Origin of the sequence: Ancylobacter sp. (assembly GCF_965279025.1) — a bacterium.
Lineage (GTDB): Bacteria > Pseudomonadota > Alphaproteobacteria > Rhizobiales > Xanthobacteraceae > Ancylobacter.
Genome location: NZ_OZ257132.1, coordinates 302,422 through 317,810 on the forward strand (window position 1 = coordinate 302,422; position 15,389 = coordinate 317,810).

13 protein-coding genes are annotated in these 15,389 nt (G+C 65.1%); 11 read left to right on the top strand and 2 right to left on the bottom strand.

What is annotated here, in order from left to right:
* The first annotated feature begins 120 nt into the window (after window positions 1-120).
* From ACQY76_RS01405 to frc (ACQY76_RS01420), 4 genes are all read left to right on the top strand, one after another.
* Window positions 121-846 (top strand): GntR family transcriptional regulator, encoded by a 726-nt coding sequence (locus ACQY76_RS01405; RefSeq protein WP_428031141.1) that lies wholly within the window; start codon window positions 121-123, stop codon window positions 844-846.
* A gap of 43 nt (window positions 847-889) precedes the next feature.
* Window positions 890-2,629 carry an oxalyl-CoA decarboxylase gene (gene oxc, locus ACQY76_RS01410; RefSeq protein WP_428031142.1) on the top strand — a complete coding sequence of 580 codons (1,740 nt, stop codon included), beginning with the start codon at window positions 890-892 and terminating at the stop codon, window positions 2,627-2,629.
* 99 nt (window positions 2,630-2,728) lie between these two features.
* The gene (gene frc, locus ACQY76_RS01415; RefSeq protein ID WP_428031143.1) at window positions 2,729-4,006 is read left to right on the top strand and encodes a formyl-CoA transferase; all 1,278 of its coding nucleotides are present in this window, start codon (window positions 2,729-2,731) and stop codon (window positions 4,004-4,006) included.
* 454 nt (window positions 4,007-4,460) lie between these two features.
* A complete protein-coding gene (gene frc / locus ACQY76_RS01420) occupies window positions 4,461-5,711 on the top strand; it encodes a formyl-CoA transferase (RefSeq protein WP_428031144.1) in 1,251 nt (416 codons plus the stop codon).
* Between the two features lie 221 nt (window positions 5,712-5,932).
* Here the strand turns inward: frc (ACQY76_RS01420) and ACQY76_RS01425 are convergent, their stop codons facing one another.
* The gene (locus ACQY76_RS01425) at window positions 5,933-6,757 is read right to left on the bottom strand and encodes an IclR family transcriptional regulator (RefSeq protein WP_428031145.1); all 825 of its coding nucleotides are present in this window, start codon (window positions 6,755-6,757) and stop codon (window positions 5,933-5,935) included.
* A gap of 386 nt (window positions 6,758-7,143) precedes the next feature.
* Here ACQY76_RS01425 and gcl point away from each other — a divergent pair, with 386 nt between their 5' ends.
* The 7 genes from gcl (at window position 7,144) to sucD (ending at window position 15,150) form a co-directional block, all read left to right on the top strand.
* Window positions 7,144-8,907: a glyoxylate carboligase gene (gene gcl, locus ACQY76_RS01430; protein ID WP_428031146.1), complete on the top strand. Its 1,764-nt coding sequence runs from the start codon at window positions 7,144-7,146 to the stop codon at window positions 8,905-8,907.
* A gap of 183 nt (window positions 8,908-9,090) precedes the next feature.
* Window positions 9,091-9,876 carry a 2-oxo-tetronate isomerase gene (gene otnI, locus ACQY76_RS01435; RefSeq protein WP_428031147.1) on the top strand — a complete coding sequence of 262 codons (786 nt, stop codon included), beginning with the start codon at window positions 9,091-9,093 and terminating at the stop codon, window positions 9,874-9,876.
* Between the two features lie 51 nt (window positions 9,877-9,927).
* The gene (locus ACQY76_RS01440) at window positions 9,928-10,818 is read left to right on the top strand and encodes a 2-hydroxy-3-oxopropionate reductase (protein WP_428031148.1); all 891 of its coding nucleotides are present in this window, start codon (window positions 9,928-9,930) and stop codon (window positions 10,816-10,818) included.
* Between the two features lie 370 nt (window positions 10,819-11,188).
* On the top strand, window positions 11,189-12,166 hold the full coding sequence (locus ACQY76_RS01445; RefSeq protein ID WP_428031149.1) for a 2-dehydropantoate 2-reductase: 978 nt from the start codon (window positions 11,189-11,191) through the stop codon (window positions 12,164-12,166).
* Between the two features lie 12 nt (window positions 12,167-12,178).
* Window positions 12,179-12,952 (top strand): fumarylacetoacetate hydrolase family protein, encoded by a 774-nt coding sequence (locus ACQY76_RS01450; protein WP_428031150.1) that lies wholly within the window; start codon window positions 12,179-12,181, stop codon window positions 12,950-12,952.
* Window positions 12,953-13,054: 102 nt separating this feature from the next.
* Window positions 13,055-14,254: an ADP-forming succinate--CoA ligase subunit beta gene (gene sucC, locus ACQY76_RS01455; protein ID WP_428031151.1), complete on the top strand. Its 1,200-nt coding sequence runs from the start codon at window positions 13,055-13,057 to the stop codon at window positions 14,252-14,254.
* Entirely contained in the window at window positions 14,254-15,150 is an 897-nt protein-coding gene (gene sucD, locus ACQY76_RS01460) for a succinate--CoA ligase subunit alpha (RefSeq protein ID WP_428031152.1), read from the top strand. The genes sucC and sucD overlap by 1 nt, the downstream gene beginning before the upstream one ends.
* A gap of 62 nt (window positions 15,151-15,212) precedes the next feature.
* Here sucD and ACQY76_RS01465 read toward each other — a convergent pair whose 3' ends face one another.
* Entirely contained in the window at window positions 15,213-15,341 is a 129-nt protein-coding gene (locus ACQY76_RS01465) for a hypothetical protein (RefSeq protein WP_428031153.1), read from the bottom strand.
* Window positions 15,342-15,389: the final 48 nt, after the last annotated feature.

Here is a 15,389-nt window from a genome sequence, read left to right on the forward strand (position 1 = left end):
CGAGGTGAGGAAGAGGAGCCCGGGATACCCCCGTGACGGGGATAATCGAATTGACATGTTGGTATTTGGTATGCCACTTTTTCGGAAATCCTCGGTGGATTTTCCGCAGAGGACGCTTCCGTGAGCAGCAAGGCAATCGTGAGCAAGCGCTGGCAAAGCGGTGAGAATGGCCTGACCATCGAACGCCTGCCAGCCAAGGAGAGCTTCAAGAGCAAGGCCTATGCCGCTCTCAAGGAAGCCATCACTCACATGAACATCTACGGCTCGAGCGAGCCGATGCTGCTCGACGAGCGGGACATTTCCGAGCGTCTCGGCGCAAGCCGGACGCCGATCCGCGAGGCGGTCGCGATGCTGGAGCAGGAAGGCCTGCTCCGCGCCGTGCCCCGGCGGGGAATTATGGTTGTTCGCCGTTCCAAGGCCGAGATCATCGAGATGGTCGAGGCCTGGGCGGCGCTTGAAAGCATGGCGGCCCGGCTCGCAACGCAGCGCGCAAGCGACGAGGCGATCGCCGAGCTGAGGACGTTGTTCAAGAAATTCGATCTCTCACGGATCGAGCGTGACCGGTGCGACGAATATTCCAGTGCGAATATCGCGTTTCACCAGGCGCTGATCCGGTTGAGCGGCTCTTCGCTGCTCGTGGCGATGACGGAAAACCTGTTCTTCCATGTACGGGCCATCCGCCATCGCACGATCTTCGAGATGGACCGGGCCCAGCGTTCGGCGTCCGACCATCTTGAAATCATCCTTGCTCTCGAGGCGCGGGACGCGGACCGCGCGGAACGTCTGGTCAGAGACCACACGCTCCGTCTCGCCGAGCATGTCGAGAACCACGTAGACCTAGATTAGGGCGGCATGAACCCGCCGAAGGACGTTTGGGAGGGAATACGGGATGTCCGCAGTCGCACAGGTTATTGACGTGAATGCCGCCGCCGAGGTCGAACAGGACCTCACCGACGGCTTCCACCTGGTCATCGATGCGCTCAAACTGAACGATATCGACACCATTTACGGCGTGCCCGGGATTCCGATTACGGATCTGGGCCGCATGGCGCAGGCCGAGGGCATTCGTGTCGTCTCGTTCCGCCACGAGCAGAACGCCGGAAACGCGGCCGCCATCGCCGGCTTTCTGACCAAGAAGCCGGGCGTGTGCCTCACCGTCTCGGCGCCGGGCTTCCTCAACGGCCTCACCGCCCTGGCGAACGCCACCACCAACTGCTTCCCCATGATCCTCATCTCAGGCTCTTCCGAGCGCGAGATCGTCGACCTCCAGCAGGGCGACTATGAGGAGATGGACCAGCTCGCCATCGCCAAGCCGCTCTGCAAGGCCGCCTTCCGCGTGCTGCACGCGGCCGACATCGGCATCGGCGTCGCCCGCGCCATCCGCGCGGCGGTCTCCGGCCGTCCCGGCGGTGTCTATCTCGACCTGCCGGCCAAGCTGTTCTCGCAGGTGATGGATGCCGATGCCGGCGCCAAGTCGCTGGTCAAGGTGATCGACGCCGCCCCGGCGCAGCTCCCCTCCCCGGCCGCGGTCACCCGCGCCTTGGACGTGCTGAAGTCGGCGAAGAAGCCCCTCATCATCCTCGGCAAGGGCGCGGCCTACGCGCAGGCCGACGAGGAGATCCGCTCCTTCATCGAGACCTCCGGCATTCCCTTCCTGCCGATGTCGATGGCCAAGGGCCTGCTGCCCGACAATCATCCGCTCTCGGCCGGCGCCGCCCGCTCGACGGTGCTGAAGGACTCCGACGTCGTCCTGCTCATCGGCGCCCGCCTCAACTGGCTGCTGTCGCACGGCAAGGGCAAGACCTGGGGCGACGCCCCGAAGAAGTTCATCCAGGTCGACATCGAGCCGAAGGAAATGGACTCGAACGTCGAGATCGCCGCCCCGCTGGTCGGTGACATCGGCTCGGTCGTCGAGGCGCTGAACAACGGCATCAAGTCCGGCTGGAAGGCGCCCGCCTCCGAGTGGATCGACACCATCAACGCCCGCAAGGAAGTCAACATCGGCAAGATGTCTCAGCGCCTGCTGAAGAACTCGACCCCGATGGACTTCCACTCGGCGCTCGGCGCGCTGAAGCAGGTCATCAAGGAGCGTCCCGACGCGATCCTGGTCAATGAGGGCGCCAACACGCTCGACCTGGCGCGCGGCGTGATCGACATGTACCAGCCGCGCAAGCGCCTGGACGTCGGCACCTGGGGCGTGATGGGCATCGGCATGGGCTTCGCCATCGCCGCCGCCGTCGAGACCGGCAAGCCGGTTCTGGCAGTCGAGGGCGACTCGGCCTTCGGCTTCTCGGGCATGGAAGTCGAGACGGTCTGCCGGTACAACCTGCCGGTCTGCATCGTTATCTTCAACAATAACGGCATCTATCGCGGCACCGATATCGACCCGACGGGTCGTGATCCCGGCACCACCGTCTTCGTCCCCGGCTCGCGCTACGACAAGATGATGGAAGCCTTCGGCGGCGTGGGCGTCAACGTCACCACCCCGGACGAGCTGAAGCGCGCCGTGGACGAGGCGATGGACAGCGGCAAGCCGACCCTGATCAACGCTGTGATCGATCCGGCGGCCGGCAGCGAAAGCGGCAATATCGGCAGCCTTAACCCGCAGAGCGTCGTGAAGAAGAAGTAGTCAAACCGGGACGGGTGGGGAGCGGCAATTTCCCCACCCGTCCCATTCCCGATCCAACGACACAACGGCGAAAAGCCGGGTCATCTTGAGAGGAACCCCATGGGCAAGGCATTGGACGGCGTTCGCGTCCTCGATTTCACCCATGTTCAGTCCGGCCCCACCTGCACGCAGCTACTCGCGTGGTTCGGGGCCGATGTGATCAAGGTAGAGCGTCCCGGCGAGGGTGACGTGACCCGCGCCCAGCTGCGCGATGTCCCCAATGCGGACAGCCTCTACTTCACGATGCTGAACTCGAACAAGCGCTCCATCACGCTCGACACCAAGAACCCCGAGGGCAAGAAGGTCCTCGAGGAGCTGGTGAAGATCTGCGACGTGATGGTCGAGAATTTCGCCCCCGGCGCGCTCGATCGCATGGGCTTCACCTGGGAGCGCATCCAGGAGCTCAACCCGCGCATCATCCTCGCCTCGGTGAAGGGCTTCGGCCCCGGCCCGTTCGAGGACTGCAAGGTGTATGAGAATGTCGCCCAGTGCACCGGCGGCTCGGCCTCGACCACGGGTTTCCGCGACGGGCTTCCTCTCGTCACCGCCGCCCAGATCGGCGACAGCGGCACCGGCCTGCACCTCGCCCTCGGCATCGTCACGGCGCTCTACCAGCGCACGCTGACCGGCCGCGGCCAGAAGGTGCTCTGCGCCATGCAGGACGCGGTGCTGAACTTCTGCCGCGTGAAGATGCGCGACCAGCAGCGCCTGGAGCGCGGCCCGCTGCGCGAATACAGCCAGTTCGGCGAGGGCCTGCCCTTCGGTGATTCGGTGCCGCGCGCCGGCAATGATTCCGGTGGCGGCCAGCCCGGCCGCATCCTGAAGTGCAAGGGTTGGGAAACCGATCCCAACGCCTACATCTATTTCATCACCCAGGCTCCGGTCTGGGCGAAGATCTGCGACGTGATCGGCGAGCCGGATTGGAAGACCGATCCGAACTACGCCACGCCGGCCGCCCGCCTGCCGCACCTCAACGAGATCTTCCACCGCGTCGAATCGTGGACCATGGCCCACACCAAGTTCGAGGCGATGGAAATCCTCAACGAGGTCGACATTCCCTGCGGCCCGGTGCTCTCCATGAAGGAGATCGCCGAGGATAAGTCGCTCTACGCGACCGGGACGCTGGTGGAGATCGACCACCCCACGCGCGGCAAGTACCTCACCGTCGGCAACCCGATCAAGCTGTCGGACAATGACGTCGAGGTCGAACGCTCGCCGCTGCTGGGCGAGCACACCGAAGAGATCCTTGCCGAGGTTCTCGGGCTGGGTGGCGACGAGATCGAGCGCATCAAGGCTTCCGGCGCCGTCGGCGAGCCGGTGCGCCTGGCGGCCGAGTGATCGGCGCCCGAGTGACGGGTTGCCGAGTTATCGGCGCCCGGTGACGCCTCCGCCCTCGGGCGGTGCAATTCCTTCACGGCCGGTGCGTACACCGGCCGTGCGAAGGCCTCCCGGCGGCGGGAGGAAAGGGCGGACGTGTTCCCTCGTGTGCACGATTGCCCTTCGGACCAGACGGCGCGCCTGGCGGATTCGTCACGGCGCGTTGCGAAGAACGGTCTGTCGGGCGGCGAGCGCGATCTGCGCGGGCGCCCGGCGAACCGCAAGGCCAGGGTGGAGAGCAGACGTCGTACGTCGTTCCGAAGTCGATCCCTCCTGGGAGATGTCCGCCGATCCCCTCCGGGATTCGGGGGGCATGGGGAGAAGTATGATTTCCATCCAAGAGGGATGGAAAATCTCATTCCGGCGGCAGGGTGAGCCTGCGTTCGGATTAACGCTAAAAGGGAAGTCGACTAAAATGTCTAAGCCCCTCGAAGGTATTAAGATCATCGATTTCACGCACGTCCAGGCCGGTCCGGCCTGCACGCAGCTTCTTGCCTGGTTCGGCGCCGACGTGATCAAGGTCGAGCGCCCCGGCGCGGGCGATGTCACGCGCTCGCAGCTGCGTCATGTCAAGGACGCCGACGCGCTGTACTTCACCATGCTGAACTCCAACAAGCGTTCGCTCACGCTCGACACCAAGACGGCCCAGGGCAAGGAAGTCCTGACCAAGCTGATCAAGGAATCGGACGTGATGGTCGAGAATTTCGGCCCCGGCGCGCTCGACCGCATGGGCTTCACCTGGGAGCACATCCAGTCGCTCAACCCCGGCATGATCCTCGCTTCGGTGAAGGGCTTCTCGGAAGGCCACGCCTATGAGGACCTGAAGGTCTACGAGAACGTCGCGCAGTGCGCCGGCGGCGCCGCCTCCACCACCGGCTTCTGGGATGGCCCCCCGACCGTGTCGGCCGCCGCCCTCGGCGACAGCAACACCGGCATGCACCTTGCCATCGGCATCCTGACCGCTCTTCACCAGAAGACGAAGAACGGAAAGGGCCAGAAGGTCGCCGTCTCCATGCAGGATTCGGTGCTGAACCTCTGCCGCGTCAAGCTGCGCGACCAGCAGCGCCTCGACGCGCTGGGCTATCTCGAAGAGTACCCCCAGTACCCCCACGGCGAGTTCTCGGACGTCGTTCCGCGCGGTGGCAATGCCGGCGGCGGCGGTCAGCCGGGCTGGGTGCTGAAGTGCAAGGGCTGGGAAACCGATCCGAACGCCTACATCTACTTCACCATTCAGGGCCATGCCTGGGCGCCGATCTGCAAGGCGCTTGGCAAGCCGGAGTGGATCGACGACGCTGCCTACAACACCGCAGAAGCCCGTCAGGACAAGATCTTCGACATCTTCGCCTTCATCGAGTCCTGGCTCGCCGACAAGACGAAGTTCGAGGCCATCGACATCCTGCGCAAGTTCGACATCCCCTGCGCTCCGGTGCTGTCGATGAAGGAAATCGCCAACGACCCGTCGCTGCGCAAGAGCGGCACCGTGGTCGAGGTCGATCATCCCAAGCTCGGCAAGTACCTGACGGTCGGCTCGCCGATCAAGTTCTCGGACGTCGAAGTCGAGATCACCGCCTCGCCGCTGCTCGGCCAGCACACCAATGAAGTGCTCGCCGATCTCGGCTACTCGCAGGAAGAAATCGTCGCCCTGCACGACGCCAAGGCCGTCTGACCACTTTGGTCTGATCCGCCTTCAGGGCGGCGCGCCCCGCGCGTCGCCTGCATTGCCGCAGGAAACTGCGGACCTATCGGCATTTCCCTCAAAGCTGCGCGGCAATGTGGCGGAGTGGAATAGCCCCCGAGCCTCCCGGAGCAGGACGAAGGTTTACCCGACGTTCGGTTCCTCCTAGGCGACTGGTGCCGGCGCTCACCGCGCCGGCATTTTTTTGCCGTCTACCTTCCCGAATACTGCGTCGTGAGGCGGCGTGCCGCCTCGCGCACGCGGGCGCCAAGATCGGCGATGCGCTCGGGCGGCATGCGCACGGTGGGCGCCGAGATCGAAATCGCCCCCACCGGCTCGCGCCATTCATCCAGCACCGCCGCCGCCACGCAGCGCATGCCCGGCGTGTGCTCCTCGTCATCGATGGAAAAGCCGCGATCGGCGATCTCGGCGAGATCGGCCTGCAGCGCGCGCCGGCTGACATGGGTGTGCTCGGTGAAGCGCTGCAGCTGGTCGCCGCCGAGCCAGGCGCGGCGCGCCTCCGGGTTCATGCCGGAGAGAATGGCCTTGCCGCCGCCCGAGGCGTGGATCGGCAGGTCGCCGCCAATGCGGAAGAAGGCGCGCACCGCCGCATGGCTTTCCACCTGCGCCACGCAGACGAGGTGCGGCCCCTCGATCAGCGAAAGGTTCACCGTCTCGTTCACGCCGTGCGACAGCTCGCGCAGCAGCGAGCGGGCGATTTCCGGCAGCTTGCGGATGCGCAGATAGGCCGAGCCGACGCGGAACAGGCCTATGCCCACCATCCACAGCCCGGTCGCAGCGTCATGGCCGACAAGGCCGCGCCGTTCCAGCGTGGTGAGCAGCCGGTGCACCGTGGAGGTGGGCAACTCGGCGGCGCGCGCGACTTCGCTCAGGCTCAGCCCATCCGACAGCGCCAGCACTTCCAGCAGGGCGATGGCGCGGTCGAGCGACTGCACCTCGCCCCCGCCGCCCCCCTCGGTGCCGGTGGCGGAGGACGGGCGGCCGCGGCGGCGCACGGTCGGGACGGCCTGGTTCATCGGAAAACTCACCTCCGCATGCGGGCGGAAACATCCACCCCGACGCCTGTTTGCCCAACGCCTGTTCGCCCTTCCGGCGGCCGGCAGCGGCGCTTGCCTAGCATAAAGGCGCATCCGGTCTTTTTTCGCAAACTAGAAATACATCCCGTATTGCGGAAATGGGGACGACGTGGCATGTTTTCCGCGATTTCGGAAATTCATTCCGCAGTGCGGAAAGAATGATGCCGCTACGCAGCATGCGCCCGGTTCGCCGAACCATCGCTCGCCGCTGCGTGGGGCCGCCGAAAAGAGAGTTTTGAACAGGTCGGAAAGGCCGGTGCCGGGCGCCGCCAGCCCCGTGAAGGGGCGAGCCCCCGCCGGCAGGAACGACGCCAGGAGGAAGTCCCATGGCCAAGATGCGTGCCGTCGATGCGGCAATCCGAATTCTCGCAATGGAAGGCGTCACCACCGCCTTCGGCGTGCCCGGCGCTGCGATCAATCCGCTCTATTCCGCGATGCGCGCCTATGGGCAGACGCGCCACGTGCTGGCCCGCCATGTCGAGGCCGCCTCGCACATGGCCGAAGGCTATACCCGCGCCAAGGCCGGCAATATCGGCGTGTGCATCGGCACCTCCGGCCCGGCCGGCACCGACATGATCACCGGGCTCTATTCGGCCTCTGCCGATTCGATCCCGATCCTGTGCATCACCGGCCAGGCGCCGCGCGCGCGGCTCTACAAGGAAGACTTCCAGGCGGTCGACATCGAATCCATCGCCAAGCCGGTCGCCAAATGGGCGGTGCTGGTGCGCGAGCCGGCGCTGGTGCCGATGGTGTTCCAGCAGGCTTTCCACGTCATGCGCTCCGGCCGCCCGGGCCCGGTGCTGATCGATCTGCCGATCGACGTGCAGCTGGCCGAGATCGAGTTCGACGAGGAGACCTATTCCCCGCTCGAGGTCTACAAGCCCAAGGCCACGCGCAAGCAGGCCGAGAAGGCGATCGCCATGCTGAACGAGGCGGAGCGCCCGCTCATCGTCTCCGGCGGCGGCATCATCAATGCGGACGCCTCCGACAAGCTGGTCGCCTTCGCCGAGCTGGCCGGCATCCCGGTCATTCCGACCCTGATGGCCTGGGGCACCATCCCCGACGATCACGACCTTATGGCCGGCATGTGCGGCCTGCAGACCTCGCACCGCTACGGCAATGCGAACATGCTGGCCTCGGACTTCGTGTTCGGCATCGGCAACCGCTGGGCGAACCGCCACACCGGCTCGGTCGAGGTGTACACCAAGGGCCGCAAGTTCATTCACGTCGACATCGAGCCGACCCAGATCGGCCGCGTCTTCGGGCCCGATCTCGGCATCGTCTCGGATGCCGGTGCAGCGCTCGACCTCTTCATCGAGGTGGCACAGGAATACAAGGCTGCCGGCAAGCTGAAGGACCGCTCCGCCTGGGCCAAGGAATGCCTCGACCGCAAGAAGACCATGCTGCGCAAGACGCATTTCGACAACGTGCCGCTGAAGCCGCAGCGCGTCTATGAAGAGATGAACGAAGCCTTCGGCCGCGACACCCGCTACGTCTCGACCATCGGCCTCAGCCAGATCGCCGGCGCGCAGATGCTGCACGTCTACAAGCCGCGCAACTGGATCAATTGCGGCCAGGCCGGCCCGCTCGGCTGGACCCTGCCGGCAGCGCTCGGCGTGCGCGCGGCCGATCCGGACGCGGAGATCGTGGCGCTCTCGGGCGATTATGACTTCCAGTTCCTCATCGAGGAACTCGCGGTCGGCGCCCAGCACAAGCTGCCCTACATCCACGTCGTGGTGAACAACTCCTATCTCGGGCTGATCCGTCAGGCGCAGCGCGGCTTCAACATGGACTTCGAGGTCTCTCTCGCCTTCGACAACATCAATGCCGAGGAAAATGCCGGCTACGGCGTCGACCATGTCGCGGTGGCCGAGGGCCTCGGCTGCAAGGCGGTGCGCGTCTCCTCGCCGAACGAGTTCAAGGACGCCTTCGTCCGCGCCAAGGCGCTGATGAAGGAGCACCAGGTGCCGGTCGTGATGGAGTTCATCCTCGAGCGCGTCACCAACATCGCCATGGGCACCGAGATCGACGCGGTGAACGAGTTCGAGGACGTGCTCGACCTGCCGCTGGAAGGCGCCGCCAAGGCGTGAGAGTGGTTTCGCGATCATTCGCGAGCCGAAGTGCCTTTACTTTCCTCTCCCCGTTGGGGAGAGGTCGCCGCGCAGCGGCGGGTAAGGGGAAAGCCTCCGCCCTGCGGTAGCCCCCTCACCCCACCCCTCTCCCCGCCGGGGAGAGGGGGTCCGTCCATCTTCCGAATGCCCCAGGAGCGGTCCATGCCCCGTTTTGCCGCCAATCTCACCATGCTGTTCAACGAGGTGCCCTTCCTCGACCGGTTCGAGAAGGCCGCCGCGGCCGGCTTCACCGGCGTCGAATACCTCTTCCCCTATGACTTCGCGGTCGAGGAACTGGTCGCCAAGCTGCAGGCCAACAACCTCAAGCAGGTGCTGCACAATCTGCCCGCTGGCAATTGGGGTGGCGGCGAGCGCGGCATCGCGATTCTTCCCGAGCGCGTGGACGAGTTCCGCGCCGGCGTCGATAAGGCGATCACCTACGCCACGGCGCTGGGCTGCCCGCAGGTCAACATCCTCGCCGGCATCGCCCCGGCGGGCGCCGACCGCGAGCTGCTGCACAACACCTTCGTCAACAATTTGAAGTTCGCCGCGCCGAAGATCAAGGAAGCCGGCCTCAAGCTGCTGATCGAGCCGATCAACACCCGCGACATTCCCGGCTTCTTCCTGAACTACACGAAGCAGGCCAAGGCGATCATCGAGGAAGTCGGTTCCGACAACCTCTTCATCCAGTACGATATCTACCACATGCAGATCATGGAGGGCGATCTCGCCCGCACCATCGAGGCGAACCTTGCCTCCATCGCGCATGTGCAGCTTGCCGACAATCCCGGCCGCAACGAGCCGGGCACCGGCGAGATCAACTATCCCTTCCTGTTCCGCCATCTCGACGCCATCGGCTACGAGGGCTGGATCGGCTGCGAATACAAGCCGAAGGGCGACACGGAAGCCGGCCTCGGCTGGCTCAAGGAACTCACCGGCGCGGCGTGAGGCGGCTCCGGTCAAGAAACAAAACCTGTCTGGGAAAACGAGGACACGACGATGGCGAATGTTGGATTTGTAGGTCTCGGCATCATGGGCGCGCCCATGGCCGGTCATCTCATCGACGCGGGCCACACGCTCTATCTCTATGACGTCAAGCCGGTTCCGGCCGAGCTGACGGGCAAGGGCGGCGTCGCCTGCGCCAGCGGCACGGAAGTAGCCAAGAACGCCGACATCATCATCACCATGGTGCCGGATACTCCGCATGTCGCGGCGGCGCTGTTCGGCGAGAACGGCATCGCGGCGGGCCTGTCGGCCGGCAAGATCGTCGTCGACATGAGCTCCATTGCTCCGGTGGAGACGAAGGAGTTCGCCAAGAAGATCAACGATCTCGGCTGCGAATATCTCGACGCGCCGGTGTCGGGCGGCGAAGTGGGCGCCAAGGCGGCCTCGCTCACCATCATGGTCGGCGGCCCGGACAGCGCCTTCGCCACGGTGAAGCCGCTCTTCGAGAAGATGGGCAAGAACATCACGCTGGTCGGCGGCAATGGCGATGGCCAGACCACCAAGGTGGCGAACCAGATCATCGTCGCGCTGACCATCCAGGCGGTCGGCGAGGCGCTGCTGTTCGCGTCCAAGGCCGGTGCCGACCCGGCACGCGTGCGCGAAGCGCTGATGGGCGGCTTCGCCAATTCGCGCATCCTCGAAGTGCACGGCGAGCGCATGGTGAAGCGCACCTTCAACCCGGGCTTCCGTATCGAGTTGCACCAGAAGGACCTCAACCTGGCGCTCAACGGCGCCCGGCAGATGCAGATGTCGCTGCCGGCGACCGCGATCGCGCAGCAGCTGTTCAGCGCTTGCGCGGCCAATGGCGGCGCGGCGTGGGATCACTCGGCGCTCGTCAAGGCGCTGGAAATGATGGCAAATCACACCGTCGCGCCGGACGCCTGATCACTCCTGCATTCATAATTCACAACGACTTTCGGGGGCGCTTGGCGCCCCCGAACTGTTTCTGGCGAAAAAAGTAAGCATTGCTGTCCGGATAGTGAAACGCGACCCGGTCCGACGTCTTTTGCGTATTCATTCAGACAATTGTTCCGGCCTATACACCGTGGACAAGCCGGTCCTCCCCGAAGTAACTTAAGAGACACGTCGCAAACACGCCCCGCAAGGCAACGCGAAGCGGCTAAACATGCGCGACGTTTTATCACGCCCGTGCCTTCGCTCTTGACTAGGGCCTTATCGTCCCTAATCATGGCATACAAAATACCAAACAAAGTCCGGGCACCGCGGGGGTAGCTCGGGCATAGGAGGGAATCCCATGAAGGTCTGCATCTATGGTGCCGGCGCGATCGGCGGTTATGTCGGCGTTCAGCTCAAGCGGGCGGGCGTCGATGTCAGCCTCGTTGCCCGTGGCGCCCATCTCGAAGCTATGAAGAAGAATGGCCTCAAGCTGCTCATCGACGGCGAGGAGCGTGTCGAGCACATTCCCTGCTCCGACAACCCGGCCGAACTCGGCCCGCAGGACTATGTCATCGTCGCGCTGAAGGCCCATTCGGTGCCGGGCGTGGTCGACGCCATGCAGCCGCTGCTGGGCAACGACACCGCCGTGGTCACCGCCGTCAACGGCGTGCCCTACTGGTACTATTACAAGCACGGCGACCACCTCGAGAATAAGACGCTGGAAAGCGTCGATCCGGGCGGCAAGCAGTGGGCCGGCCTGCGCCCCGAGCGCGCCATCGGCTGCATCGTCTATCCCGCCACCGAAGTGGTCGAGCCGGGCGTCATCAAGCACGTCTATGGCGACAAGTTCCCGCTGGGCGAGCCCTCCGGCGAGATCACCGACCGCGTCACCAAGCTGTCGGAAGCCTTCACGGCGGGCGGCATGCGCGCCCCGGTGCTGCCCAACATCCGTGACGAGCTTTGGCTGAAGCTGTGGGGCAACCTCTGCTTCAACCCGATCAGCGCCCTCACCCACGCCACGCTCGACGTGATCGCCTCCGATCCCGGCACCCGTGCGATCGCGAAGGCGATGATGCTCGAAGCGCAGGAAATCGCCGTCCAGTCGGGCGTCAATTTCCGCGTCGGCGTCGAGCGCCGCATCGATGGCGCGGGCGCCGTCGGCGCGCACAAGACCTCGATGCTGCAGGATCTCGAGCGCTCGCGCGCCATGGAGATCGACGCGCTGGTCACCGTGGTCCAGGAAATGGGCCGCCTCGCCGGAATTCCGACCCCGACCCTCGACGTCGTGCTCGCCCTGGTTCGCCAGCGCGCGCAGATCGCCGGCTGCTACAACTGAGTTCGGCGACACATGACACAGTGGGTTCGTTACCAGCACTCGGGCGCTGCCGGCTTCGGCACGCTTGAGGGCGACACCATCACCGTCCACAGCGGCGACATGTTCAATGGCGCCACCCCGACCGGAGAGCGCGTCGCGCTCTCCGAGGTCGACCTCCTCGCCCCGACGGAGCCGACCAAGATCATCGCGCTGTGGAACAACTTCCATGCCCTGGCGGCGAAGATCAACTCGCCCATCCCGGCCGATCCGCTCTATCTGCTGAAGGCGGGCTCCTGCCTCACCACCCCGGGCGCCACCGTGCACCGGCCGGCCTCCTATGACGGCAAGGTCGTCTATGAGGGTGAGCTCGGCATCGTCATCGGCAAGAAGGCGACCGCCGTCTCCGAGGAAGAGGCCGGCGACTACATCTTCGGCTACACCTGCGTGAACGACATCACCGCCGCCGACATCATCAACAAGGACGCCACCTTTGCCCAATGGGTGCGGGCCAAGAGCTTCGACGGGTTCGGCCCGTTCGGCCCTGTGGTGGCGACGGATGTCGACCCGGCCACGCTCGTGGTGCGCACCGTGCTCAATGGCGAGGACCGCCAGCGCTACCCGATCAGCGACATGGTTTTCTCGGCCCGCCAACTGGTGAGCCGCATCTCGCATGACATGACTCTGAACCCCGGCGACGTCATCTGCTGCGGCACGTCGGTCGGCGTCGGTGTGATGAAGGCCCCGACCAACACGGTGGAGATCGTGATCGAGGGCATCGGGACGCTCAGCAACACTTTCGTGCAGTAGCGTCTTGGCGCGCTAGCGCCTATAGGGAAATAGGATACGCCAATCGACGGGGGGGCCTTCGGCAGCCCTCCCGACCCGCCGGTTGTGGAGGAGCGGAATTTTATGAACATCCATGAATATCAGGCCAAGGGAGTCCTCCGCGAATACGGGGTCCCGGTGCCGAATGGCGTCGCTATTCTCGACGCCTCCGAGGCGGATGCCGCCGCGGCCAAGGTCGCCGGCCCGGTCTGGGTGGTGAAGAGCCAGATTCACGCCGGCGGGCGCGGCAAGGGCAAGTTCAAGGAAGCCGATGCCGGCGAGAAGGGCGGCGTGCGCGTCGTCAAATCCGCCGCCGACGCCGCCGCCAATGCCAAGCAGATTCTCGGCAAGACGCTGGTGACCATCCAGACCGGCCCGTCCGGCAAGCAGGTCAACCGCGTCTATATCGAGGAAGGCTCCGAGATCGAGAAGGAGTTCTATCTCTCCGCCCTCGTCGACCGCGCCACCTCGCGCGTCGCCTTCGTCGTCTCCACCGAAGGCGGCATGGACATCGAGGAAGTCGCCCACTCGACCCCCGAGAAGATCCACACCTTCTCCATCGACCCCGCCACCGGCGTGATGCCCCATCACGGGCGCACCGTCGCGCAGGCGCTCGGCCTCACCGGCGATCTCGCCAAGCAGGCCGGCGACATCGTTGCCAAGCTCTATGCCGCCTTTGTCGGCAAGGACATGGCGATGCTCGAGATCAACCCGCTGGTCGTCACCAAGGACGGCAAGCTGAAGTGCCTCGACGCCAAGATCTCCTTCGATTCCAACTCGCTCTACCGCCATGCGGACGTGGTCGCGCTGCGCGACGAGACCGAGGAAGACGCCAAGGAAATCGAAGCGTCCAAATATGACCTCGCCTATATCGCGCTCGACGGCTCGATCGGCTGCATGGTCAACGGCGCCGGCCTTGCCATGGCCACGCTCGACATCATCAAGCTCTACGGCGAAGAGCCCGCCAACTTCCTCGACGTCGGCGGCGGTGCCACCGAGGAGAAGGTGACGGCGGCGTTCCAGATCATCACCTCGGACCCGAGCGTGAAGGGCATTCTGGTCAACATCTTCGGCGGCATCATGAAGTGCGACGTCATCGCGCGCGGCGTCATCGCCGCGGTGAAGACGGTGGGCCTCAAGGTTCCGCTGGTGGTGCGCCTCGAAGGCACCAATGTCGAGGAAGGCAAGACCATCATCCGTGAAAGCGGCCTGAACGTCATCCCGGCGGACGATCTCGACGACGCCGCCCAGAAGATCGTCAAGGCTGTGCAGGGAGCCGCCTGATGTCCATTCTCATCAACAAGAACACCAAGATCATCACCCAGGGCTTCACCGGCAAGAACGGCACCTTCCACTCCGAGCAGGCGCTGGCCTATGGCTCGCAGGTGGTTGGCGGCACCTCGCCGGGCAAGGGCGGTTCGGTCCATCTCGGCCTGCCGGTGTTCGACACCGTTGCCGAGGCGCGCGACAAGACCGGCGCCGATGCGTCGGTAATCTATGTGCCGCCCCCGGGCGCGGCCGATGCCATCTGCGAGGCGATCGCGGCAGAGATTCCGCTCATCGTCTGCATCACCGAGGGCATTCCGGTGCTCGACATGGTGAAGGTGCGCCGCGCGCTGGACGGTTCCAAGTCCCGCCTCGTCGGCCCCAACTGCCCCGGCATCGTCACCGCCGGCGAGTGCAAGATCGGCATCATGCCGGCCAACATCTTCAAGAAGGGCTCGGTCGGCGTCGTCTCGCGCTCCGGCACGCTGACCTATGAGGCGGTGTTCCAGACCTCGCAGGAGGGCCTCGGCCAGACCACCGCCGTCGGCATTGGCGGCGATCCGGTCAAGGGCACCGAGTTCATCGACATGCTGGAGATGTTCCTGGCCGACGACGCCACCGAGTCGATCGTGATGATCGGCGAGATCGGCGGCTCGGCCGAGGAAGAAGCGGCGCAGTTCATCAAGGACGAAGCCAAGCGCGGCCGCAAGAAGCCGATGGTCGGCTTCATCGCCGGCCGCACGGCGCCTCCGGGCCGCCGCATGGGCCATGCCGGCGCCATCATCTCCGGCGGCAAGGGCGGCGCCGAGGACAAGATCGCGGCGATGGAAGAGGCCGGCATCACCGTCTCCCCCTCGCCGGCACGTCTGGGCAAGACGCTGGTCGAGGTCCTGAAGGGCCGCGCCGCCGCCTGATCCATAGGCGACCGCAAGACACCAAGCCCCGTGGCAGCGATGCCGCGGGGCTTTTTCATAGGTCAGGCCGCGTAGCATTCCGGCGCGAGCGCCGCCGTCTCTTCCTCGCCGAGCAGTTCCACGATCAGGATCGACACCAACGCATGGGAGAGGATGAGCAGCGGCAGGATGGGGTACACCGACTGGAACATGCGTCGTCTCCGGTCCAATTCTGTTGCGACGCAACATACGGAACGGCT

Coding starts and splice junctions, on each gene's coding strand:
- oxc (WP_428031142.1), top strand. CDS start 890: ATGTCCGCAGTCGCACAGGTTATTGACGTGAATGCCGCCGCCGAGGTC.
- frc (WP_428031143.1), top strand. CDS start 2,729: ATGGGCAAGGCATTGGACGGCGTTCGCGTCCTCGATTTCACCCATGTT.
- frc (WP_428031144.1), top strand. CDS start 4,461: ATGTCTAAGCCCCTCGAAGGTATTAAGATCATCGATTTCACGCACGTC.
- ACQY76_RS01425 (WP_428031145.1), bottom strand. CDS start 6,757: ATGAACCAGGCCGTCCCGACCGTGCGCCGCCGCGGCCGCCCGTCCTCC.
- gcl (WP_428031146.1), top strand. CDS start 7,144: ATGGCCAAGATGCGTGCCGTCGATGCGGCAATCCGAATTCTCGCAATG.
- otnI (WP_428031147.1), top strand. CDS start 9,091: ATGCCCCGTTTTGCCGCCAATCTCACCATGCTGTTCAACGAGGTGCCC.
- ACQY76_RS01440 (WP_428031148.1), top strand. CDS start 9,928: ATGGCGAATGTTGGATTTGTAGGTCTCGGCATCATGGGCGCGCCCATG.
- ACQY76_RS01445 (WP_428031149.1), top strand. CDS start 11,189: ATGAAGGTCTGCATCTATGGTGCCGGCGCGATCGGCGGTTATGTCGGC.
- ACQY76_RS01450 (WP_428031150.1), top strand. CDS start 12,179: ATGACACAGTGGGTTCGTTACCAGCACTCGGGCGCTGCCGGCTTCGGC.
- sucC (WP_428031151.1), top strand. CDS start 13,055: ATGAACATCCATGAATATCAGGCCAAGGGAGTCCTCCGCGAATACGGG.
- sucD (WP_428031152.1), top strand. CDS start 14,254: ATGTCCATTCTCATCAACAAGAACACCAAGATCATCACCCAGGGCTTC.
- ACQY76_RS01465 (WP_428031153.1), bottom strand. CDS start 15,341: ATGTTCCAGTCGGTGTACCCCATCCTGCCGCTGCTCATCCTCTCCCAT.